General features: G+C 36.6%; 19 protein-coding genes, 1 tRNA gene, 1 rRNA gene and 1 pseudogene. 1 reads left to right on the top strand and 21 read right to left on the bottom strand.

Going from position 1 to position 23,271, the window contains the following annotated elements; all coding sequences use genetic code 11:
• From N7659_RS05605 to pbp1b, 16 genes and pseudogenes are all read right to left on the bottom strand, one after another.
• A complete protein-coding gene (locus tag N7659_RS05605) occupies nucleotides 1-1,935 on the bottom strand; it encodes a site-specific DNA-methyltransferase (RefSeq protein WP_263276223.1) in 1,935 nt (644 codons plus the stop codon).
• Nucleotides 1,925-2,146, bottom strand: coding sequence for a helix-turn-helix domain-containing protein (locus N7659_RS05610; RefSeq protein ID WP_263276224.1), 222 nt, complete (start codon nucleotides 2,144-2,146; stop codon nucleotides 1,925-1,927). Before N7659_RS05610 ends, N7659_RS05605 begins: the two co-directional genes overlap by 11 nt.
• Before the next feature lie 205 nt (nucleotides 2,147-2,351).
• Nucleotides 2,352-2,723: pseudogene (locus N7659_RS05615) on the bottom strand (type I restriction endonuclease); the annotation flags it as partial.
• Nucleotides 2,724-3,029: 306 nt separating this feature from the next.
• On the bottom strand, nucleotides 3,030-4,229 hold the full coding sequence (locus N7659_RS05620) for an acetate kinase (RefSeq protein ID WP_263276225.1): 1,200 nt from the start codon (nucleotides 4,227-4,229) through the stop codon (nucleotides 3,030-3,032).
• A gap of 54 nt (nucleotides 4,230-4,283) precedes the next feature.
• Nucleotides 4,284-5,237 (bottom strand): class I SAM-dependent methyltransferase, encoded by a 954-nt coding sequence (locus N7659_RS05625; RefSeq protein WP_263276226.1) that lies wholly within the window; start codon nucleotides 5,235-5,237, stop codon nucleotides 4,284-4,286.
• Nucleotides 5,238-5,299: 62 nt separating this feature from the next.
• Nucleotides 5,300-5,635 (bottom strand): competence type IV pilus minor pilin ComGG, encoded by a 336-nt coding sequence (gene comGG, locus N7659_RS05630; protein WP_263276227.1) that lies wholly within the window; start codon nucleotides 5,633-5,635, stop codon nucleotides 5,300-5,302.
• Nucleotides 5,613-6,047, bottom strand: a complete 435-nt coding sequence (gene comGF / locus N7659_RS05635) for a competence type IV pilus minor pilin ComGF (RefSeq protein WP_263276228.1) — start codon at nucleotides 6,045-6,047, stop codon at nucleotides 5,613-5,615. Before comGF ends, comGG begins: the two co-directional genes overlap by 23 nt.
• Nucleotides 6,034-6,303 carry a competence type IV pilus minor pilin ComGE gene (gene comGE, locus N7659_RS05640; protein ID WP_263276229.1) on the bottom strand — a complete coding sequence of 90 codons (270 nt, stop codon included), beginning with the start codon at nucleotides 6,301-6,303 and terminating at the stop codon, nucleotides 6,034-6,036. Before comGE ends, comGF begins: the two co-directional genes overlap by 14 nt.
• On the bottom strand, nucleotides 6,281-6,724 hold the full coding sequence (gene comGD, locus N7659_RS05645) for a competence type IV pilus minor pilin ComGD (RefSeq protein WP_263276230.1): 444 nt from the start codon (nucleotides 6,722-6,724) through the stop codon (nucleotides 6,281-6,283). Before comGD ends, comGE begins: the two co-directional genes overlap by 23 nt.
• Nucleotides 6,684-7,013: a competence type IV pilus major pilin ComGC gene (gene comGC / locus N7659_RS05650; RefSeq protein ID WP_263276231.1), complete on the bottom strand. Its 330-nt coding sequence runs from the start codon at nucleotides 7,011-7,013 to the stop codon at nucleotides 6,684-6,686. The genes comGD and comGC overlap by 41 nt, the downstream gene beginning before the upstream one ends.
• A gap of 3 nt (nucleotides 7,014-7,016) precedes the next feature.
• Entirely contained in the window at nucleotides 7,017-8,096 is a 1,080-nt protein-coding gene (gene comGB / locus N7659_RS05655; RefSeq protein ID WP_411575301.1) for a competence type IV pilus assembly protein ComGB, read from the bottom strand.
• On the bottom strand, nucleotides 7,978-8,919 hold the full coding sequence (comGA, locus tag N7659_RS05660; protein WP_263276233.1) for a competence type IV pilus ATPase ComGA: 942 nt from the start codon (nucleotides 8,917-8,919) through the stop codon (nucleotides 7,978-7,980). Before comGA ends, comGB begins: the two co-directional genes overlap by 119 nt.
• Before the next feature lie 145 nt (nucleotides 8,920-9,064).
• On the bottom strand, nucleotides 9,065-9,427 hold the full coding sequence (locus N7659_RS05665) for a DUF1033 family protein (protein WP_263276234.1): 363 nt from the start codon (nucleotides 9,425-9,427) through the stop codon (nucleotides 9,065-9,067).
• A 105-nt stretch (nucleotides 9,428-9,532) separates the two neighbouring features.
• Nucleotides 9,533-13,165 carry a DNA-directed RNA polymerase subunit beta' gene (rpoC, locus tag N7659_RS05670; protein ID WP_263276235.1) on the bottom strand — a complete coding sequence of 1,211 codons (3,633 nt, stop codon included), beginning with the start codon at nucleotides 13,163-13,165 and terminating at the stop codon, nucleotides 9,533-9,535.
• A gap of 69 nt (nucleotides 13,166-13,234) precedes the next feature.
• Nucleotides 13,235-16,822 (bottom strand): DNA-directed RNA polymerase subunit beta, encoded by a 3,588-nt coding sequence (gene rpoB, locus N7659_RS05675; protein ID WP_263276236.1) that lies wholly within the window; start codon nucleotides 16,820-16,822, stop codon nucleotides 13,235-13,237.
• A 291-nt stretch (nucleotides 16,823-17,113) separates the two neighbouring features.
• Nucleotides 17,114-19,459, bottom strand: coding sequence for a penicillin-binding protein PBP1B (gene pbp1b, locus N7659_RS05680; RefSeq protein ID WP_263276243.1), 2,346 nt, complete (start codon nucleotides 19,457-19,459; stop codon nucleotides 17,114-17,116).
• A 175-nt stretch (nucleotides 19,460-19,634) separates the two neighbouring features.
• Here pbp1b and tyrS point away from each other — a divergent pair, with 175 nt between their 5' ends.
• Nucleotides 19,635-20,891 (top strand): tyrosine--tRNA ligase, encoded by a 1,257-nt coding sequence (gene tyrS / locus N7659_RS05685; protein WP_263276237.1) that lies wholly within the window; start codon nucleotides 19,635-19,637, stop codon nucleotides 20,889-20,891.
• A gap of 55 nt (nucleotides 20,892-20,946) precedes the next feature.
• Here the strand turns inward: tyrS and N7659_RS05690 are convergent, their stop codons facing one another.
• From N7659_RS05690 to rrf, 5 genes are all read right to left on the bottom strand, one after another.
• Nucleotides 20,947-21,765, bottom strand: a complete 819-nt coding sequence (locus N7659_RS05690; protein ID WP_263276238.1) for a metal ABC transporter permease — start codon at nucleotides 21,763-21,765, stop codon at nucleotides 20,947-20,949.
• The gene (locus tag N7659_RS05695) at nucleotides 21,758-22,465 is read right to left on the bottom strand and encodes a metal ABC transporter ATP-binding protein (protein WP_263276239.1); all 708 of its coding nucleotides are present in this window, start codon (nucleotides 22,463-22,465) and stop codon (nucleotides 21,758-21,760) included. The genes N7659_RS05690 and N7659_RS05695 overlap by 8 nt, the downstream gene beginning before the upstream one ends.
• The gene (locus N7659_RS05700; protein ID WP_263276240.1) at nucleotides 22,462-22,911 is read right to left on the bottom strand and encodes a zinc-dependent MarR family transcriptional regulator; all 450 of its coding nucleotides are present in this window, start codon (nucleotides 22,909-22,911) and stop codon (nucleotides 22,462-22,464) included. The genes N7659_RS05695 and N7659_RS05700 overlap by 4 nt, the downstream gene beginning before the upstream one ends.
• A 124-nt stretch (nucleotides 22,912-23,035) precedes the next feature.
• Nucleotides 23,036-23,109 (bottom strand) — tRNA-Asn (locus N7659_RS05705).
• 5 nt (nucleotides 23,110-23,114) lie between these two features.
• Nucleotides 23,115-23,230 (bottom strand): 5S ribosomal RNA (gene rrf, locus N7659_RS05710).
• Nucleotides 23,231-23,271 lie beyond the last annotated feature (41 nt).

Raw genomic sequence — 23,271 nt, forward strand, 5'->3', positions numbered from 1 at the left:
TTAAAACCTCTCAATCAAGCTTACGTTTTTATTATTTCTAAGTACCTTCAGATTCTTTCTAAGCTCATGAAGCACATTAAACTGGATCGAATGAACATAGATAACTACTCTACTAATATCTAATTCTTCACTTTCTATGCTCTTAATCAAGGTCATTACATCTTCATCTGTAAGACCTTCCTCTATAATATATAGCGATTTTCCGATTAGTTTTGCCAGATATTGATCTAACTTGTAGTCTTCAGTCTCCTTTGTTAATCCATAACCATCTTCACTCAACCAGGTAGATAGGATACTTTCTTTTCCAGAAGCATGAGAGTTATCAAAAATAGAGACCATATCATCTGTGATCAGTTTAATTTCTGGCTCAAAATTCTCCAATTCTACTAAAGTTTTTTCCTCTGGCTTTTCTAAGTAATAGAGCTTATAACCATAGTCAATATCTGCCTTTGTTTCTTTCTTAATCTTTGCGGCAGCTTTTTCAATTCTAGCACGACCGATTTCATCAATGGTTCTGTATTCTGCCTCATAGGCTGGTTTGTTCTTTTCAATCTTTTCAGGCAATTGAACCATGATATATTTTCTCTCTCCACCATCTTCAGCATTTAATTGCATAACAGCATCAGCAGTAGTAGCTGAACCTGAAAAGAAATCAAGAATATTAATATCTTGAGAGAATATAGTATTTATTAAGTATTTTACAAGATTGACCGGCTTTGGATTGTTGAACAGTGCCACGTTATCAAACAAAGCTTTAATCTCGTTTGTTCCTATCTGATTAATAGGATCAAGAATGAGGTTAGAGAAAGCACGACCTCTCTGCTCTCTAGGATTACCTTCATTATCAACTAATTCATATACTTTGTATTTCACTGTAAATTCATTATTCACTTTAATAAAATCTATGAATTCATGCTCTATACCCCAATTAACTTTGTTTTTACTCCATTTCCAAATCCAACCATCATTTTCAAATTTTTTTCTATTATTTGGATATAATTTTCTTCCATCGGGAAGAGTTATGGGAAAATTCATGCTGTCACTATACTGAAGACCGCCTCTGTCAAGCGTATCATAGTAAAAATATCCTCTTTCATTAAAGTATTGATCTTTTTTGCTATACCTTGACATATTTATGGAATTAAGGTCTCTTTTAAATATTTTTTCATTTATAACTAATTCCTTGTTTTTAGAATACAAAAGAATAGATTCTGTAATAACAGCAATATCTTTTGCATCATTCGCACCAGTCTTTTTTCTCCAAGAGAAATCGCATATAAAGTTCTCTTCACCATATATTTCATCACAAATTAATTTCAAATTAGCCTGTTCATTGTCATCAATAGATATAAAAATAACCCCATCATCCGATAACAAATCCCTGGCTAGAACAAGTCTTGTATACATAAAAGTAAGCCAGGCAGAGTGAGTACTCTTACCTGCAAGGTTAAGAATTCTTTGAGCCTCCCCTTCAGTAATTCCTATATTTCTAGACATTTCTTCCGCACTAAACCGAAAGTTGTCAGGATAGACAAAACCATCAGATCCAGTATTATATGGCGGATCGATATAGATACATTTGATTTTCCCAGCATAAGAACCTAGTAAATGTTTTAAGGCATCTATATTATCTCCTACAATATATAAATTCTCACTATTTTTATTTTCTTCCTTTGAGTTATGGTCTATATCTGGAGCAAGATAGGTTTCAGTCTCTAATGAGCTTAGGTACTTAGCATAGGATTTACCTAAAAACTCCAAACCATAGCCCTCTTTTGAAATGTCAATTTCTTCCTCTTTTAAAAATTCCTGAAATTTATCCAACTCAAACTCTCCTTCTTTATTAAAGAATTGCGGAAAGTTTTCTTTTAATTTTATTAATTCCCTAGTGTTAGGTCTTATATCTTTATTATCTTGAATTTTTTTACCTATCATGCTTATCCTCCCTATTACCTATCTCAATAATATCTTTAAAATCTACATTTAGTTTTATACAAATCCTATATAAAACTTGCATGCTGACAAATTCTCCCTTTGTCATCTTGGCTACAGTTGCTGGTGATAGACCTACTTCTTCCATCAATTCCTTTTTGTTCATGTCCTTGTCTATCAAGACTTTCCAAAGTCCATTATAATTAATTTTCATTATCTCCAACCTTTACTCTTAAAATTAAAACTGAATTTTTATTATGCTTTTGCGAACTTTTCATTCATATTATTATATCACAAGTATCTATTATTATAACGATAAGATAGATTTAAACAACAAAAAAAGACAGTACGGTCTGAAGAGCAGACCTCCAATCTTATATTTCTGCTTCTATTTTTTTATCTGATTTACCAGTTTCTTTACCTTTGAGTTTGTTATCTCGTTCATACTTTCTGATTTGATGAAAGGCATCCATGAAAGGATGTTGATGATTTTTCAACTCGATATGAATCATGGGAAGACCATTGATGAGTAGCGTCACATCTTCTCTTTGCACCTGTACCTTGGCGATACCATTTTCACCTGCCAACCATTTAGCCGCTTCATAGTAGTTGGTAAAAGTCAACTGCATCTTGATTTGCTCTTTTTCTTGTTCAGTCAGTAGGTTCTCACCAAGAATAGCAAGATTATTTTGCTCCAGTTTTTGAAAAAAATTCTCCCAAAGAGAATCTTCTGTTCTTAAATCTGGACGATAAGACCACTGACTATCACCAGTGATGAGCTGTTCAATCAAACGCTTTTAAATTTCAAGTTCCTTTGTTGTTTTTGCCATAACATCTTTCCGTATCTTTATGCTTTTTTATATTATACCATATTTAGAGCGTTTTCACTGATGATATTTCAAGATTTGTTTGCTTTTCATTTGAAAAGATTCCATTGTACAATCTAGGTTCAAGAGAAGCGTCCAATAAGTCAATTCTCTCTTTAAACAGTATGATTATCCATAAAATAGCTTTTTAAGCGCGTTTTATACGGGTATTTATGCTTTTTATCGTCATCAAAAAAGCCGTTAGTTTCCTAACGACTTCTTTTTATTTTCTTATTTGCTTTGATTTTTCAAGCGTTCCACATCACGTGTAATCATCAATTCTTCATCAGTTGGTACTGACAAGATAGCCACACGAGAATTCTCGCTAGAAATAATACCTTTATAGCCAAAGACGTTCTTTTCTGGGTCAAGTTCTAAACCAAACCATGAGAGGCCATCAATGATGTCTTGGCGCATTTCTGTACCATTTTCTCCCATACCAGCGGTAAAGACAATGGCATCTGCTCCGTTTAAAACAGCTAGGTATTGACCGATGAATTTCTTAATGCGATCAACAAACATCTCGTATGCAAGAGTAGCTTTTTCATCGCCTTTTTCTTTAGCATTTTCAATGTCACGCATGTCATTTGAAAGGGCAGAAACACCAGCAAGACCTGACTCTTTGTTAAGCATATTAACAACGGCTGCGGCATCTTTTAGTTCTGGCACTTCATTGACCAAGTAAGGAATGATGGCTGGGTCGATATCACCAGAACGTGTTCCCATCATTGGTCCAGCAAGTGGTGTGAAGCCCATTGAAGTATCAACACTCTTACCATATAAGTTAGCGGTGATGGAGACACCGTTTCCGATGTGAGCCGTAATGATTTTCAACTCTTCAACAGGCTTACCTAAAAGTCTTGCTGCTTCTCTTGAAACGTAGAAATGACTTGTTCCGTGTGCTCCGTATTTACGTACTTTGTAGTCTGTGTAGTATTTTTCAGCAATTGGGTAGCGGTAAGCTAGTTCTGGCATGCTTGAGTGATAAGCGGTATCAAAAACGGCTACACTTGTGATGTTTGGCAATAATTTCTTAAATGCTCTCATCCCATCTGCAGCTGCACCATTGTGAAGAGGTGCTAATTTAGCAAGTTCAGCCACTTTTTCAATCGCTGCATCATCTAAAATAACAGAATCGCTAAAGTCTTCTCCACCAGCCACAACACGGTGCCCAACGCCGGTAATTTCTTCAAATTCTTGGATAATGCCATGTTTTTTAAGATCAGCAAGTAGTAATTCAACCGCTGCTGTATGGTCAAGAATTTCAAGAATCTCTTCTTCTTTATTATCTCCATATTTCACTGTAGAGATAGCATCTGATTTACCAATTCTTTCGATAGCCCCTTTTGCCAATACCTCTTCTTCAGGCATTCTATAAAGTTGCCACTTAAGACTTGAACTTCCAGCGTTAATTGCAATAGTTTTTGACATAATTCACCTCAATATAGCCTTTCTTTCTATTGTTCCATTATAGCAAAATTTAGCTTAATTGTAATGGTCTTTAACCCATTTTTTGAAATTTTCCATAAAATCAACAAGATTTTCCTTATTTTGTAAATCTGAGATTGGGTAAACAAATGTTTCAATGCTTTGGTGTGATTTCTTTTTCATGAGAAAGAGTGATTTGGCATTTGCTTTACTGCCAAAAAGATTTTCTGGTAGGGTGATGACCCCTAACAAATCCACCGCATCCACCAACCAATGTTTTAAAGAATCGCTCTGCTCACTCGTCAAAAGATTAACGGGTGCTAAAAAAATAGCAACGCCATCTTCTTTAAGGTATTTAACAGCTTGTTCCATCATCAAATGATGGGCATAGGTATGACCTTCTTTGGCTGCCACTTGATACCTTGAAGCAATAGCATCATTAGGATAATAGCCTACTGGTAAATCACTGATAATCACATCACTTTCTTTTAAGATGTGAGGACGAACGGCATCCGCTTGGAAAAAGCTCACTGATGAATCGATAATTTCAGAGATACTGGCTGCCAAATCGATTAATAAATCATCTAATTCTATTCCCAAGTAAGTGAGTTCTTTCTCACTATTAGTGACAATGGTTTGAGCAAGATTACCTGTCCCACTTCCCATTTCTATCACCGTTAACGGCTTATTAGCTGTCAGTGTTTCCATTAAAAACAAAATCAAAAAACCAATAGCATCTGGTGTAAATTGGTGGTTGGTCTGCAGTTTTTCATATTGATTGATTTTGATAAAGAGGTATTCAAAAGTTTTGCGCCATTCTTCCTTACTTAGAGATAACTGGTGAAGTTTGCTATTATTTTCTTTGATGGCTGGTGTTTCTTCTTTGCCTTCTATGTAATACCCATTTTGCTCAATTAAAGCATCATAAAGACTTGTCTTCAATTGATTTGAAAGCACCTGAGTGTTCTCCCAGATAAGATGAAAGGCTTGTTCAATAGTCTCGAAATTCATATTTTCCTCCTTGTCTAATCATATCAAAAATAAGGACAAAAGAAAAGAAAGCCTTTTGCGGCTTACTTCATTTTTTGATGACTCTCTAAAGAGGGCGCCAAGAAAGTGTAGGAAAAAGTCTGCTGATTCGTTAGTTGCACTTGGATGGAGATGTTCTCTTCTGTCTTTTCATAGCTTGTTTGTCCTTCTTTAAAGATGAGTTGACCCTTATCTTTACTGGCTATTCTAGCTGTCATTTGTGCCATGAGATAGGACTGGCTTTGACTGATTTGGGCTTGGTGTTGTCTTTGACTGGCAACAATTCGTCCTAAGTAAAATTGTAAAAGCATGGCAAAAATTGCCGAGATTAGTAGCGCATAAATGAGAATACCTGCCTTAACTTTTTTCTTTAAAAGCATAGACAAAACTCCTTTCTTGCCCATCATTAAAAGTTAGTCTTAAGGTGACGATTTGTTCTCTTTTTTCAAAAGTCACTTCTTTGACTTGATAAATCATCGGCTGATAGCCACGACCACTCGCGCTTGTCTTTCTAAAATCATCTTTTTTGTACTTTCCAAAGGCTAAGGTTTTCTGATTTTTAGTGAGGTATAATTTATGATTTTCTATCTTGTCAAAATGACTACCCTCCCACTCTTTTCGCAATTGCTGGCAAAATAGTAACCACTCTTCATCATCGTGAGTGGATAAGTGAGTGATATGACTATTAAGGCTTTTTGTGAGTCCTTGATAAATAGTCAAACTCCCTGCAATGACTAAAAGCGAAACAAGACATTCTAACAGTGTAAAAGCTTTTACCTTATTTTTCAGCAACTGACATCACTTCCTCTCCCTCATGAAAGACTCTTATACTATTTGTGCTTTCTTTGACACTAACGGTTACGCCATCAACTGTCAGCTCACTTTGATGGGTTTGAACAGCCATACTTGCCACATTCAAAACTTGTTCTTGTCTAATATTATCTTTGATTCTTTGACTATCTTTACTGAGTTCTCCCAAAATAACAGTTGTCACCATCACCAATAAGGCTAAAGCTATCAAACTTTCAAGGAGAATGTAGGCTTTCAATGTCTTTTTTATATTTTCCACTCCCTATATACAATTGGTATTTAATCATCTGATGGTCTGTTTCAAAGATTATTTTCTTCAAAGATGAATTACCACCAGCTTGATTAAAAGTTATTATCAGATTTTCTTTTAAATGAACACTTTGAGGTATCTTTAAAATAGCTCTATTCGTTGAAACGGTTTGATTATTAAAGGTGATACTTCTCTTTTTTTGTGAGGCTAGGCTAAGCTTTTGCGTGTCTTGATAGAGATATTCAAGATTCAAAAAGAACAATCGTTCCTCCATTTGCGTGAGAATCGTTGATACTGACGCAGATAAACTAAGCACCAAGAAACTAGTTGTTGCAAGTGTCAGTAGACTTTCTAATAATGTAAAAGCTTTAATTCGGTACTTTTTGGGTTTCTTCTGTGTGATTAGCATAATACTCCTTATAGCCTGCTTCTTGTTTTTCTGTGATGCTACCATCAGCCAATAATTTGGAAATACTAGCTGTATCATTTGACCCTAGCTCATAAAGATCTGCTTGACTTTCAACAATTTTAACAATCGCGGCATTCCCTGTCTCTTGAATTTTATCTTTTTGCTTATTCAGATTAGGAACAAAAAGTAGGAGCAAGACCGAAATGACAAATAAGACCATCAACATTTCGATTAATGTAAAAGCTTTGACAGTTTTCTTCTTTAAAGCAATTAATAGTGTTTTTTTCATAAATTAAACCTCCAAGGTTTGATAAATAGGTAAGAGCATAGCAGCATAAATCATCACAATGACGACAGCTACAAAGAGAAAGACAATCGGTTGAATCAGTTGTGTTGCTTTTGTCACCTTGTTAAAAAATAAGCGCCAAAGTTCCTGTGCATAAATCTCTAATTCTAGTCCAAGTTTTGATTTGATTTGGCCATATTCAATGATTAAACTGAGTTCCTTGACAAAAAAAGGATAGCTAGCTATTTTTTCATGAAAAGTCATACCAGACAACAAGGCTTTCTCTAGTTCCTGACCGATTTCTTGAAACAATAGTGATTTTTGTTCTTGCATCAATTTGACAACAACAGAAAGCTCAATGCCTTGACCAATTAGATTTCCCCATTCACGAGCAAAAAGGGCACTTAAGTAGCACTGGATAAAACCACCTAAAAAAGGAATTCGACTAAGAAAGCGATAAAGTTTCATTTTCCCAAGACGATGAGACAGACCATAACCTACAATGATTAATCCTATAAGGATAAGTAAAACAGCAAAGAAAACATTTGGAAACTGCGAAATTATCCTGGTTGCTAGATTACCATTTTCAACATCAAGCAACATATAATTTTTGAGGCCCATCATGATTAACATCATAAATCCCAGTAATACCAGGGGATAAGTGGCCACTTCAATCAGTTTTTTCTTTACGAGAATAATATTTTCAAGATAAGCATCAATCTTACTTAGACTTTTTTGAACGTTGCCATGACTATCAGCTAGTGCTATTTGCGTCACAACATTATCAGAAAAGCCAATCGAAGAAAAAATATGTGATAGGCTTAATCCACTAAGTAAACCTGCTTTCATTTGATGGGTAACCGGCTTTTTTAACATATGGCTTCGCTCCAAGAAAGTAATGGTCTCTGATAGTGTGAAGCCACTCGCGTAGAGGTTGTTAAATAATTGAACAATCTTTTTTTGCTGTTTAAGTGATAATCTCTTCGGCTTCTTTTTGCTCCTTAGTGATATGTCCATCTGTAAAAAGTGTTTTAAGCTGTTTATTCCATTGATTTTGGGAATAGTTTTGGTAGTTTTCTTTGGCAAAATCAATAAGCGCTCCTCCTGCTATTAGCCTTTGATAGGCAACACCATTAAGCGTGTTGGCTAATTCTTTTTTCGTAATCCCCAATTCTAATAAACGATGATAAACCCCAGGAATACTTTTAGCATGCAGGGTTGAAAAAATGATAACACCCGTAAGACTAGCTCTAATAACCGCTCTTGCAGTCTCAGTGTCTCTAATTTCACCAATAATTAACACATCGGGTCTATGCCTTAGTGATAATTTGATGAGACGTTCATAAGTCATCTCAATACTATTATTAATCTGAAGTTGAAGCATGTTTTCTTGTTTCATTTCAACCGGATCTTCAATCGTCATGATTTGTTTATCTGGAAATTTCTCTCTAATCAAATGATACATGAGAGTGGTTTTGCCACTTCCAACTGGGCCTGAAAAAAGATAGAGTCCTCTCACATATTGCTCTTGAAACATTTTTTTATCACCATCAAACCAAAATGCTAAGCTTTCTTGATTGTCAAAAAGGAGCCGTATGACTAAACTCTCAAATCCCTTGTAATCACTCACGCTTGATAACCTTAGTGAAATGGCTTTTTCGTTATCATAAAGGTAATCACAAGCTCCTAGTTGACTACGCCTTTTTTCACCAACATTCATCCCCGAAACAAACTTGAAATGACTAATCAAACCCGCCATTTCTTCATAGGGATAAGAAGCTATCCATTTTCTATCATCTTTTATCCTCATGTATAACTCATACTGGTTACTTTTAGGAATGAGATAGATATCCTGAGCCTGTTTTTCAACAGCTTGTTTAATAATGTTTTTTCCTATTTCTTGTATCATTCTTTTCCCCTTCACTAGACTATTCGGATTATCATCTTAAAATTAAAGATCTTTTTTGAGACAAAAAAATACCGTTATTTTAATAACGGTAGGTATCTTTTATAAGATAAACTATTATAAGGGAAATGATATAAACATCATTTGCTTAAAAATTAAGAGAACATGATGGCGGTGTTGTTACTTGATTACCTAAATTAAATTTTTCATCATGAAGTGCTTCAGGTATTATTTGGTCATCTTTTAATAATAAAAGCGAGTGGTATTGCTGAAGGTCTTCATCACAATCAACACACCAACGCTTTTCATTATCATCCCAAAAAGCTGCCATAAAATCACTTCTACTTTGGAAGCTTGGAAAAGTCCTTTTAAACTCTTCCCACTTTTTTGTATAAAAAGCGAGAGCTTCTTTAAAAGTAGAAAACGTCGTTTCTGATACGATGTCATCTTTCCAATCTTCTAAAAACCACCACGGTTCAAAATCGCCATAAATCTCAATTACTTGATACATAGTTCCACATCCTTATAAAGACATTATATAGTAATATGTCTGATTAACGAAAGGATTTGCTCATAAGGGTAATGAAAAAGACTCGCAAAATGCGAATCTCTCTCATTATTCAGTAACTCCCACTGTTTCTTCATCAGTAATATTTTCTGTTGTTTCCACTTCATTAATAGCTTGAGGTTCAATATGACGATATCTTGCCATACCAGTACCAGCTGGAATAATCTTACCAATAATAACATTTTCTTTAAGTCCAAGAAGATGGTCTTTCTTACCACGGATAGCAGCATCTGTTAAGACACGAGTTGTTTCTTGGAAGGAAGCTGCAGATAAGAAGGAATTGGTTTCTAAGGAAGCTTTGGTAATTCCCATTAAGACTGGACGGCTTGTTGCAGGAATTCCACCAGAAATCACAATCTCTTTATTGGCATCTGTAAAGTCAGAAATATCCATCAAAGTACCTGGTAATAAGTCAGTGTCCCCTGGATCCATAATGCGAACCTTACGAAGCATTTGACGTACCATCACCTCGATATGTTTATCTCCGATTTCAACCCCTTGGCTACGGTATACTTTTTGAACTTCTGCTAAGAGATAGGTCTCAACAGATAAAGTATCACGAACTTCAAGTAAGTGTTTAGGTTGGATAGACCCTTCAGTCAGGGCCTGACCACGAAGGACAGTATCACCGATAGCAACTTTTAGACGAGCTGTAAATGGCACAACATACTCTCCATCACCTGTTTCACCTTTGACAAAGACTTTCTTAGTACGTGTTGAAGCATCTTCTTCGATATCAACAATTTCACCTTTAACTTCAGTGATAACTGCTTCCCCTTTAGGATTACGTGCTTCAAAGATTTCCTGAATACGAGGTAAACCTTGGGTAATATCGGTATTTGAAGCCACACCACCAGTATGGAAGGTACGCATGGTCAACTGAGTACCAGGCTCACCGATTGATTGGGCAGCAATTGTACCAACTGCTTCACCAACTTCAACCGCATCACCAGTTGCTAGGTTAATACCATAACAATGACGACACACACCGTGACGAGTATTACATGTAAAGACTGAACGAATAGTCACTTCTTCAACACCAGCATTAACAATTTTAGCAGCAATGTCTTCTGTAATTAATTGATTTGCACCAATCAAGACTTCACCAGTCTCAGGATGTTTCACAGATTTCTTAGAGTAACGTCCTTGCAAGCGTTCTTCAAGTGTTTCTGTGACTTCTCTATCATCTGTAATGGCTGTGATAATCAAACCACGATCAGTGCCACAGTCATCTTCACGAATGATAACATCTTGAGCAACATCAACAAGACGACGAGTCAAGTATCCAGAGTCGGCAGTCTTAAGCGCCGTATCAGTCATTCCTTTTCTAGCACCGTGTGTTGAGAAGAACATCTCAAGTACTGAGAGACCTTCACGGAAGTTAGATAGGATTGGAAGTTCCATAATACGACCATTAGGTGCCGCCATCAAACCACGCATCCCCGCAAGTTGAGAGAAGTTAGAGATATTACCACGCGCTCCTGAGTCCATCATCATAACGATAGGATTCTTAGGATCTTGTGTTTCAATTAAGCGACGCTCTAAGGCTTCTTTGGCTTCACGCCATGTTGTAGTGACTGCTTCATAACGATCATCATCAGTCATCAAACCACGACGGAAGGCTTTATTAATTGATTCAACTTTAGCATGGGCAACATCAATAATTTCTTGTTTATTATCGATAACAGGAATGTCAGAGATACCTACTGTTAATCCTGCCAAGGTTGAGTGGTAGTAACCTAAGTCTTTTAATCTATCAAGAAATGCAGAGGTTTCTGTTGTTCTAAAACGTTTAAAGGTTTCAGCGATGATATTTCCTAAGTTTTTCTTCTTAAATGGTTCATTTAAAGGAAGTGCTTTAATCGCTTCTTTGACATCCGTACCAAGTTCTAAGAAATACTTATCTGGTGTACCATCTGTTAGATTACTATTGTTAGGTTCTTGTAGGTAAGGCAGATCAGCAGGCATAATTTCATTGAACAAAATTTTACCAACTGTTGTGACCATAATTTTATGTTTTTGGTGATCTTTCCAAGGCTTGTCAGTCATGCTATCAACGGCAATCCCAACACGGCTATGAAGATGAACATAACCATTGTGAAGAGCCATAACAGCCTCATCACGATCTTTAAAGACCATGCCTTCACCTTTTCTTCCCTCATCTTCCATCGTCAAATAATAGTTACCAAGAACCATATCTTGAGATGGGGTAACAACAGGTTTACCATCCTTAGGATTAAGGATGTGTTCTGCTGCAAGCATCAAAAGACGAGCTTCTGCTTGTGCTTCTTCTGATAAAGGCACATGAATCGCCATTTGGTCCCCGTCAAAGTCGGCATTGTAGGCTTCACAAACAAGTGGATGAAGTCTAAGGGCACGTCCATCAATAAGAACAGGTTCAAAGGCTTGAATACCAAGTCTGTGAAGAGTAGGTGCGCGGTTAAGAAGAACAGGATGTTCTTTGATGACTTCTTCTAGAATATCCCAGATGCGTTCATCCCCACGCTCGATTAAGCGTTTAGCTGCTTTAACGTTTTGGACTAAATCACGAGCAACGACTTCTCTCATCACGAATGGTTTGAATAATTCAATCGCCATTTCACGAGGGACACCACATTGATACATTTTAAGTGTTGGACCAACAGCAATAACTGAACGTCCTGAGAAGTCTACACGTTTACCAAGAAGGTTTTGACGGAAACGTCCTTGTTTTCCTTTAAGCATGTGGCTGAGTGATTTCAATGGACGACTACCTGGTCCAGTAATTGGACGACCACGACGACCATTATCAATCAAAGCATCAACAGCTTCTTGGAGCATTCTTTTTTCATTTTGAACAATAATACCAGGGGCATTAAGCTCTAAAAGACGTGCTAAACGGTTGTTACGGTTGATAACACGACGATAGAGGTCATTTAAGTCACTGGCTGCAAAACGACCACCATCCAATTGAACCATTGGACGAAGATCTGGTGGGATGACTGGTAAGATATTTAAAATCATCCATTCAGGTTTATTACCTGATTTATTAAAGGCATCAAGAACATCTAAACGACGAACAGCCTTGATACGCTTTTGACCAGATGCTGTTTTTAATTCTTCTTTTAAGACAGCAATTTCAGCATCAAGATTAACACGTTTCAATAAATCTTGGATAGCTTCAGCACCCATTTTTGCGATAAATGAACCATGTCCATACTCTTGTAATTTTTCACGATATTCACGTTCTGTCAAGAGTGATTTAGGCTCTAATGGTGTCTCTTTTGGATCGATGACAACATAGGCAGCAAAATAAATAATTTCTTCTAAGGAACGTGGGCTCATATCAAGTGTCAAGCCCATACGACTTGGAATACCTTTAAAATACCAAATATGTGATACAGGAGCTTTTAACTCAATGTGCCCCATACGTTCACGGCGCACTTTGGCACGAGTGACCTCAACACCACAGCGGTCACAAACAATCCCTTTGTAACGAATACGTTTGTATTTGCCACAGGCACACTCCCAATCTTTTGTAGGACCAAAGATGACCTCATCAAATAGTCCTTCACGTTCTGGTTTTAAGGTACGGTAATTGATTGTTTCAGGTTTTTTAACTTCACCATAAGACCATGAACGGACTTTGCTTGGTGAGGCTAATGTGATTTGCATACTTTTAAAACGATTTACGTCAACCACTAGTTATTACCTTTCTTTTTTACTTCTCATCATATTAACATTGAATAGTATTCATTGGTTAATAATTGTTTAAGTTAGTGAGGTTTCGTCACTGACTTTCTTTTCTTCGCTAGCAAATTCTGCTGCTTCTTGAGCTTGTTTTTCACGTGCTTTTTCAAGATCATCAACGTGCATCACATCATCATCTTCACCTTCATCAAGATCACGAAGTTCAACTTCTCTGTCATCTTCATCAAGGACTCTCATATCTAATCCAAGAGATTGTAACTCTTTGACTAGGACACGGAATGATTCTGGAACACCTGGTTTTGGAATTGGTTTTCCTTTTGTGATAGCTTCATAAGCTTTCAAACGACCAATCACATCATCAGACTTGTAGGTCAAGATTTCTTGAAGAACGTGTGAAGCACCATAAGCTTCAAGGGCCCAAACTTCCATCTCACCGAAACGTTGTCCACCAAATTGTGCTTTACCACCAAGTGGTTGTTGGGTAACAAGTGAGTATGGTCCAACAGAACGTGCGTGTAATTTATCATCAACCATGTGGTGGAGTTTAATCATGTACATGACACCAACAGAAACACGGTTATCAAAAGGCTCTCCAGTACGTCCATCATAAAGGACTGTCTTAGCATCGCTATCCATACCAGCCTCTTTAACAGTTTCCCACAAATCTTCTGCGGTAGCACCATCAAAGACTGGTGTTGCCATATGAACACCCAGAGTACGAGCGGCCATACCCAAGTGAAGCTCCATAACTTGACCGATATTCATCCGTGAAGGTACCCCAAGAGGATTCAACATGATATCAACCGGTGTACCATCTGGTAAGTATGGCATGTCTTCTACTGGAACAATACGAGAAACAACCCCTTTGTTCCCGTGGCGTCCAGCCATTTTATCTCCGACTTTAACTTTGCGTTTTTGTGCGATATAAACACGAACTAACATATTAACACCAGATTGAAGTTCATCGCCATTAGCGCGTGTGAAGATGCGAACATCACGAACGACACCATCACCACCATGTGGGACACGAAGAGAAGTATCACGAACTTCACGAGATTTGTCACCAAAAATCGCATGTAAGAGACGTTCTTCAGCAGATAAGTCTTTTTCACCTTTTGGTGTGACTTTACCAACAAGGATGTCTCCTTCTTTAACCTCTGCACCAATGCGAATAACACCCATTTCATCAAGATCTTTAAGGGCTTCTTCACCAACGTTTGGAATTTCTCTAGTAATTTCTTCTGCACCAAGTTTAGTGTCGCGCGTTTCACTTTCAAATTCTTCTAAGTGAACTGAGGTATAGACATCGTCTTTAACCAAACGCTCACTCATGATGACCGCATCCTCAAAGTTGTAACCTTCCCAAGTCATGTAGGCAACAATTGGGTTTTGACCTAAAGCCATTTCACCATTTTCCATTGATGGGCCATCAGCAATAAAGTCTCCTTTTTCAACAAGGTCACCAACTTTTACAAGGGTTCTTTGGTTATAAGCAGTTCCTGAGTTAGAACGACGGAATTTAGTGATTTGATAAACATCAAGACCACCATCTTCTCTACGAACTTCTACTTTATCAGCATCAGAGTAGATAACTTTACCATCATTTTGTGCAATAACAGCAGCTCCGGAATCATGAGCGGCTTGATATTCCATTCCTGTTCCAACAAGCGGTGCTTTTGGATCGATCAACGGTACAGCTTGACGTTGCATGTTGGCACCCATCAAGGCACGGTTTGAGTCGTTGTTTTCAAGGAAAGGAATACACGCTGTTGCAACCGCAACTACCTGTTTAGGAGAAACATCTACATAATCAACAGCACTTATTGGGAATTCTTGGTTATTACCTTGATGACGTCCCATAACGATTTCCTCAGCAAAAGTACCATCTTCGTTAAGAATAGAGTTTGCTTGTGCGACAGTGTATTCATCTTCTTCATCAGCTGTCAGCCACTCAATGTCACGAGTAACCACACCTGTTTCTTTGTCAACTTTACGGTATGGTGTTTGGATAAAACCATATTTATTTAAGTGTCCATAAGATGACAAGTTGTTGATCAAACCAATGTTTGGTCCTTCAGGTGTTTCAATCGGACACATACGACCATAGTGAGTATAGTGAACGTCACGGACTTCATAACCGGCACGGTCACGTGTCAAACCACCAGGTCCAAGGGCTGATAGACGACGTTTGTGTGACAATTCAGAAAGTGGATTATGTTGGTCCATGAATTGTGATAACTGAGAAGAACCAAAGAATTCTTTGATTGCCGCTGTAACGGGTCTGATATTAATAATTTGTTGTGGTGTTAGGGTTTCATTATCTTGAACACTCATACGCTCACGCACATTACGTTCCATACGAGCTAAACCGATACGGAACTGGTTGGCTAACAATTCACCAACGGCACGGATACGACGATTACCCAAGTGGTCAATATCATCTACTTTCCCAAGACCCTCTGAAAGGTTTAAGAAATAACTCATTTCAGCGAGAATATCAGCTGGTGTTAGATTTCTAATTTTTTCATCTGGATTAGCATTACCAACGATAGTGACAACTCTATCTGGATCAATTGGTGAGTAAACCTTAAATTTTTGAAGAACAACAGGTTCAACAAGAACAGCATAGTCGTTTGGTGTATAGGCAAATTTGTTTAAATCACCATCAATGTGTTCTGAAATACTATCAATGATTTCACGTGTCATTACAGTACCAGCTTCGACAAGAATTTCTCCTGTTTCAGCATCTACTAAGTTTTCTGCAATGGTTTGATTTAAAAGACGTGTTTTAACATTTAATTTTTTGTTGATTTTATAACGACCAACAGCCGCTAAATCATAACGACGTGAATCAAAGAAACGAGCAATCAAAAGACTACGAGAGCTTTCTGCTGTCTTTGGCTCACCCGGACGAAGACGCTCGTAAATTTCTTTTAAAGCTTCATCAGTTCGTGAGTCGCTTGGATTTTTGTGAATATCTTTTTCAATGGTATTTCTAACAAGGTCACCATCACCAAAAATATCGATGATTTCATCATCACCAGAAAATCCTAAAGCACGAATAAGGGTTGTAAATGGAATTTTACGTGTACGGTCAATTCTAGTATAAGCAATATCTTTTGCATCTGTTTCAAGTTCCAACCATGCCCCACGATTAGGAATAACAGTTGACCCATAGCCCACTTTACCGTTTTTATCCACTTTATCGTTGAAGTAAACACCTGGTGATCTCACCAACTGACTAACGATAATTCTTTCTGCACCATTGATGATAAATGTTCCCATCTCTGTCATTAATGGAAAATCACCAAAGAACACCTCTTGTGTTTTAATCTCACCAGTTTCTTTATTAACTAGGCGAAATGTCACAAAAATAGGTGCTGAATAGTGAGCATCATGAGCACGAGCTTCTTCTAGAGTGTATTTAGGTTCTTTTATTTCATAACCTAAAAATTCTAGTTCCATCGTATCTGTAAAGTTAGATACTGGAAGAACATCCTCAAAAACTTCCTTTAACCCATGATCAAGAAAATCTTGAAATGAATCTGTTTGAATTTCAATCAAATTTGGTAAATCAAGAACTTCTTTGATTCTTGAAAAGCTACGACGTGTACGGTGTTTTCCGTATTGAACTTCATGTCCTGCCAAGTTTTCAACTCCTTTTTTCTAATAGGCTTGTTAAACAAGCAAGTGTCAACAAAATAATAGTCCTTTTTGAATTTTTAGAAAATTTAAGAATAGATTACAATTCATAAAAAATTCTAAAAATGGGCACAAAAAGAGCAGCTAAATCTGACTAATAGTGTGATTTAACTGCTGTAAGTCTTAGTTGGACAATATTTCAACTAAAACAGACGACAAAATTCTTTTACTAGTATACCTTATTTTCTATTAAAAAGCAACTATTTTTAATGATTCTCTTTGTTGTTAATCAAAGGCTTATGGAGTATCATCGTCTTCTTTTTGTGGTTTTTCTTCTTTTGGTTTTGGCGCTGGCGCTGGATTACTGCCAACTATTTTTGCCCAGGCTTGAGCATAATCACTATCTGTTCCTCCGATAGCAAATTTATAAGTTGTTACTCCTGGACCATTTTTAGCCCATAAACTAGTTGTAGTAGAGCCTCCCACATTGATGGTTCTACCATTGATAGAAACAGAACCAGGGCGTAATCCTGTTGAATTTAAAACAGATGCACTAATGACGCTAGGATCCATTGTAAACTTCTCAGATGTTCCTAAAATATTAGGATCTGCATTATTAATAGCTGTCACAAGATGAGCGACATAATTAGCATGATTATTATATCCTGTTAAGGCGGCTAAAGAACTGTTATCATCGTGTCCAGCCCAAGAACCTAGAGAAACCGAAGGTGTTGATAACATTAACCAAACATCAGACGTTTCATTGGTTGTTCCTGTTTTGCCAATCCAGTCAGCTCCTAAAAGATTACCGTTTAATCCACTTAATCTTGAAGCAAAGGTTGTTGTTGCCCCAGAACTAATCGGGCCTCTAAGAAGCGATGTCATAATATTTGCAGTTGCTTTAGAATATACTTGTATTGGTTCAGGCTGATGTTCATAAATCACGTTACCATCTGCATCAGTAATTTTTGAAACAATGTACTCTTTGAGGAAAACCCCATTATTAGCAATGGCTTGATAGGCATTTGTTTGTTGAACAACAGAAGTTTCAATCCCACCACCTAAAGGTAAACTCTCTATATCATAATAAGGAATTGAGTAACCCATCTTTTCCATGTAACCTTTGACGTCAACACCTTCTTTAAGAAGCATTTGATAAGTCCAAAAGGCTGGAATATTCCAAGACGTGTTAAGAGCTTCTTGAAGGGTTACCATGCTCGTTCCCTCATCGACACCATGCATAATTTTTTGACCACTTGAAAAAGTTGTTGGATAATTTGATAAGATACTAGCACTACCCATCAATCCTTGATCAATAGCCGGACCATAGGCAAGGATTGGCTTAATACTTGAACCTGGTGATCTATAGGTATCAAAAGCATGGTTGTTTTGATTGGTATTATAATCACGACCACCAATAAAGCCAATAACAGCACCTGTTCGATTATCCAAGAGGACATTTCCCATTTGAACTTGGCCAGTCCCATCATCTAAAAGCCCACCATAATTTCTCGCAGCATCTTGCATGGCATTGTGAACAGTTTTATTGATAGTTGTTTGGATAGTATAGCCTCCAAGTTGAATGGCTTTTAAAGCTTTTTCTTCATAGGCTTGTTTCGTGTCATCATTTTTTAAGTCCTGTTCAGAAACACCATCTTTTTCCACCAAATAATCATACATAATATCTTTAGCTTCTGCTAATACAGTGTAGTAAAGATAATCATGATTGTCTTCAATAATGGCTTCTGGCTGTTTAAAATCTTGTCTCAAATCATAAGCCTTGTAACTCTCATAATCTGCTTTTGATAGTTGCCCTGTTCGATACATACTGTATAAAACATTTTGAGCTCTTTTAAGACCAATGGCCATATCTTCTTCTGTCTTAAACTCACCCGTTGATGTGTAAGGAGAATAAACAATAGGACTTTGAGGTAAACCAGCTAAGAAAGCTGACTGAGGGATGGTTAAATCTTTGGCAGAAACACCAAAGATACCTTGAGCAGCTTCTTCAATACCTGCAATATTTTGTCCTTTGTTATTGCGACCAAATGGCGACACATTAAGATATTTCGTTAATATTTCATCCTTATCCATATAACGCTCAAGTGACAAGGCATAAATAATTTCTTTTGCTTTACGTTTAAAGGTTGGATCATCACCAAGAACTTGTTGCTTGAGTAATTGTTGTGTTAACGTTGAACCACCACTTGTTTCACCTATTCCTAAAACAGAAGTCAATGTTGCACGAAAAACCGCTTTAGGAACCACACCTTTGTGGGTCATAAAATTTTCATCCTCAGTAGCAATAATGGCATTTTTGATATTTTCTGAAATCGCATCACTACCAACAGGTGTTCTTAATAAATCGGTATTAATGGTAGAAATCAGTGAATCATCTGAAAAAGTCATCTTTGAAATACTGGTCAAGCTACTGACGTCAGCAATTAAAGTTTCTCTATCAGGAATTTCAACATCATCAATTTGACTTGCAAAATAGCCAAAGCCAATCCCCATACCTAAAAAAGCAAAAAGCAAAACGATAACATAGAAAAAATCAGACATTAGCTTCAAAGTTCTAAGAAAAACTGAGCCAATATCCATCATGCTTAATTGAGATGGTTGAGAATTTTTTTTGCCACTCATTTTATTTTTTAAGGATTGTGTTTTTTTAGTAATTATATCTTTTAAATTATCTTTATCTGATCGTTTCATAAAAATACCTCATCCCATATTATAACAAAATTTAACAAGACTTGCATAGAAACCCTTCTTTTTGTTATAATGACCAGTAAGATTATAAATAATGGAGAGTAAGATAATGACTATTTTCAAAGAATTAAAAGAACGTGGTTTGATTTTTCAAACAACTGATGAAGAAGCCTTAGAAAAACAACTAGCTGAAGGATCTCTTGCTCTTTATTCTGGTTATGACCCAACAGCCGATAGCCTTCATTTAGGGCACTTGGTTCCCATTATAGTGATTCGTCATTTGCAATTAGCAGGCCATAAACCTTATGCCTTGGTTGGGGGTGCGACTGGATTGATTGGTGATCCATCATTTAAAGATAGTGAAAGAAGTCTTCAAACCAAAGAAACCGTAGAAAAATGGAGTCAGAGTATTCAAAAACAGCTAGCTCGCTTTCTCGATTTTGAACATGGTAACAATAAAGCTGAAATGGTCAATAACTATGACTGGTTCCAATCTATCAGTTTTATTGATTTTCTTAGAGATATTGGAAAATACTTCACCGTCAACTACATGATGAGTAAAGAATCCGTTAAAAAACGCATTGAAACAGGGATTTCTTACACCGAATTTGCCTACCAAATCATGCAGGGTTATGACTTCTACGAACTGAATCGTACTCACAATGTCACCCTACAAGTTGGAGGGAGTGACCAATGGGGTAACATGACTGCTGGGACAGAACTTTTGAGACGAAAAGCCAACAAACAAGGCCACGTCATTACTGTTCCTTTAATTACCGATTCTTCAGGTAAAAAATTTGGAAAATCAGAAGGCAATGCCATCTGGCTTGATGCGACTAAAACATCACCTTACGAAATGTACCAATACTTTGTCAATACAATGGATGATGATGCTGTTCGTTTCCTTAAAATCTTTACTTTCTTATCTCTTGAAGAAATTGAAGAGATTAGAGTAGCATTTGAACAAGAACCACACAAACGTTTAGCTCAAAAAATCTTAGCTAAGGAAGTAGTAACTCTTGTTCACGGTAAAGAAGCTTTTGACAAAGCGATTAATATTACCGAACAACTCTTTGCAGGGAACATTAAGAACCTATCAGCTAACGAGTTAAAACAAGGTCTAAATAACGTCCCAAACTATCACGTGACAAAAGAAGACAATCTAACTATTGTCGATTTACTTGTAACAGCTAATGTTGTGACCTCAAAACGTCAAGCACGTGAAGACGTGACTAATGGGGCCATTTACATTAATGGTGACAGAATACAAGACGTTAATTACATTCTTTCAGATGTAGATAAAATTGATGGTGAACTAACAGTTATTAGACGCGGTAAGAAAAAATACTTCGTTCTAACCTACTAAAACAAAATAAGAAAACCAGCTTAAGGTTATAGCCTTAAACTGGTTTTTATTTTCATTATTTTCTTATAAGTTTAGCAATGACTCTAACAATACTAACCACTAAAAACATGATGATAAAGATAATGGTAATAGTTGCACTCGCTGGCGTTTTAGCCCAAAATGAAATAAAAATACCAAGTACCATACCAAAGAAACCAATTAAAATCCCGTAAGTAATGACTGCTTTAAAACTCTTACCAATTCTCATAGCAATACTAGCTGGTAAAACCATAATCGTTGAAACTAAGAGGGCTCCAGCAGCTGGAATCATAAGAGAAATAGCCACACCTGTAACCAAATTAAAACAAATTGACATTAATCTAACAGGTAAACCATCAACAAAAGCTGTTTCTTCATTAAACGTCAAAATATACATTGGTCTAATAAATAAAATGGTTAACATTAAAACTACTAAAGCAATGGTAAATAATGCAACAACTTGTTCTGCCGTAATCGTTATGATAGAACCAAATAAATACTGTTCCAAACCAACACCATTAGAATTATTAGCTTTACTAATAATAATCAGTGAAATAGCTAAACCAAAAGACATCAAAATAGCTGTAGAGATTTCCATGTAATGGCGATAAACAGTCCGCAAATATTCTAAAACAATGGCTGCCAAACTAACCACTAAAATAGTTGTCCAGGTTGGTGAAATACCAATGAATACACCTAAGGCAACACCTGCCAAAGAAACATGGCTTAGTGTATCACTCATCAAACTTTGACGACGAAGAATTAAAAAAATACCTAAAATAGGTGAAAAAATACTGATGGCGATAACAGCAAGAAAGGCTCTTTGCATAAAGTCATAGGATAATATCTCAAGCATTTTGTTCTACCCCCTGATTATCACTATGAACGTTAAAACAACGCCAAGGTAAATTTTGATTTCTCACGAGATGAATATTTCTATCCGAATACTTTCTAACTTCTTCAGGATCATGCGTAATCATCAACACCGCTTTACCGTGTTGATGCGAGCTATGGTGCATCAGTTCATAAAAAGTTTCAACTGTACCTATATCCATTCCCGTAGTTGGTTCGTCTAAAATAAAAATATCTGGATCACTAGCAAACATTCTAGCAATCACTGCTCTTTGTTTTTGACCACCACTCAAACTACCTATAGCTTTGTGACGATTTTCCCACATGCCAACTGACTCTAAACTGACTTTAATATGTTCTTCATCATGAGCATTAAGTCTTCTAAACCAACCCTTCCTAGGGTAGCGACCTGATTTGACAAATTCATAAACAGTACTTGGAAAACCAGCATTAAAACTCGCAATTTGTTGAGGTAAATAGGCAATTCTAAGTTTTTTGCCATCTTTATTAACTTTAGAAAGCTCAACTGTACCAATTTTTGGTTTTAAAATACCTAAGGTAGCCTTAATCAATGTTGATTTTGCAGCACCATTTTCACCAGTTAAGGTAACAAATTCCCCACTATCTAAATGATAATTAATATCCTCCAAAACTGGCTCAGCATCATATTGAAAAGCCAAATTCTTAACTGTAATATATCTCATTTTTCTCTTTCTAATGTGTCAGACAACTGATCTAAAAATTTTTCAATCACCAGTTGTTCGTCTTCTGAAAATTCTTCTAACAAATGGTCATAAAAAGATAACGTCTTGTTATGGTGAAGCTGATGTTCAACTGCAATGGGTTTAGCCAACTCAGTTAACTCAAAATAGGTAATTCTTGCATCTTCTTTATTTTTAGAAGAAGCTAACATCCCTTGTTTTACCAAACCTTTAATAGCCTTAGTTACTGCAGCTTGACTAATCTTTAATCTAATAGCTAAATCAGAATTTGTCAATTGTTCATCAGCTAAAAGCATTAAAATATGCTCTTGTGTATTGGTTAATTTAATATCACTTTGACAAGTGCCAAGCAATAACTCGTGTTGATTCTCTGAAAATAATAAAATTTTATTAATGGCTTTATCAATACGTTCTGATAAGTGTTTCATAGAATTCTCCTTTATCCTTAACCAGTTAATTTCATTGCTAACTAATAATATCACAAAAAGCTTAAAGAATCAACTGAGCTAGAAACGAAGGCAATAAAAAAACTAGCCTACGCTAGTTGAGATACTCCGGCAGTAGGACTCGAACCTACGACATCATGATTAACAGTCATGCGCTACTACCAACTGAGCTATGCCGGATGCTAGCTAAGCAACTACCCTATCTCACAGGGGGCAACCCCCAACTACTTCAGGCGTTCTAGGACTTAACTGCTGTGTTCGGCATGGGTACAGGTGTCTCTCCTAGGCTATCGTCACTTAACTATGAATGATCAATCATTCAAAATTGAATATCTATCGCAA

Source organism: Streptococcus sp. CSL10205-OR2 (genome assembly GCF_025660655.1).
In the GTDB taxonomy this organism is placed as follows: domain Bacteria; phylum Bacillota; class Bacilli; order Lactobacillales; family Streptococcaceae; genus Streptococcus.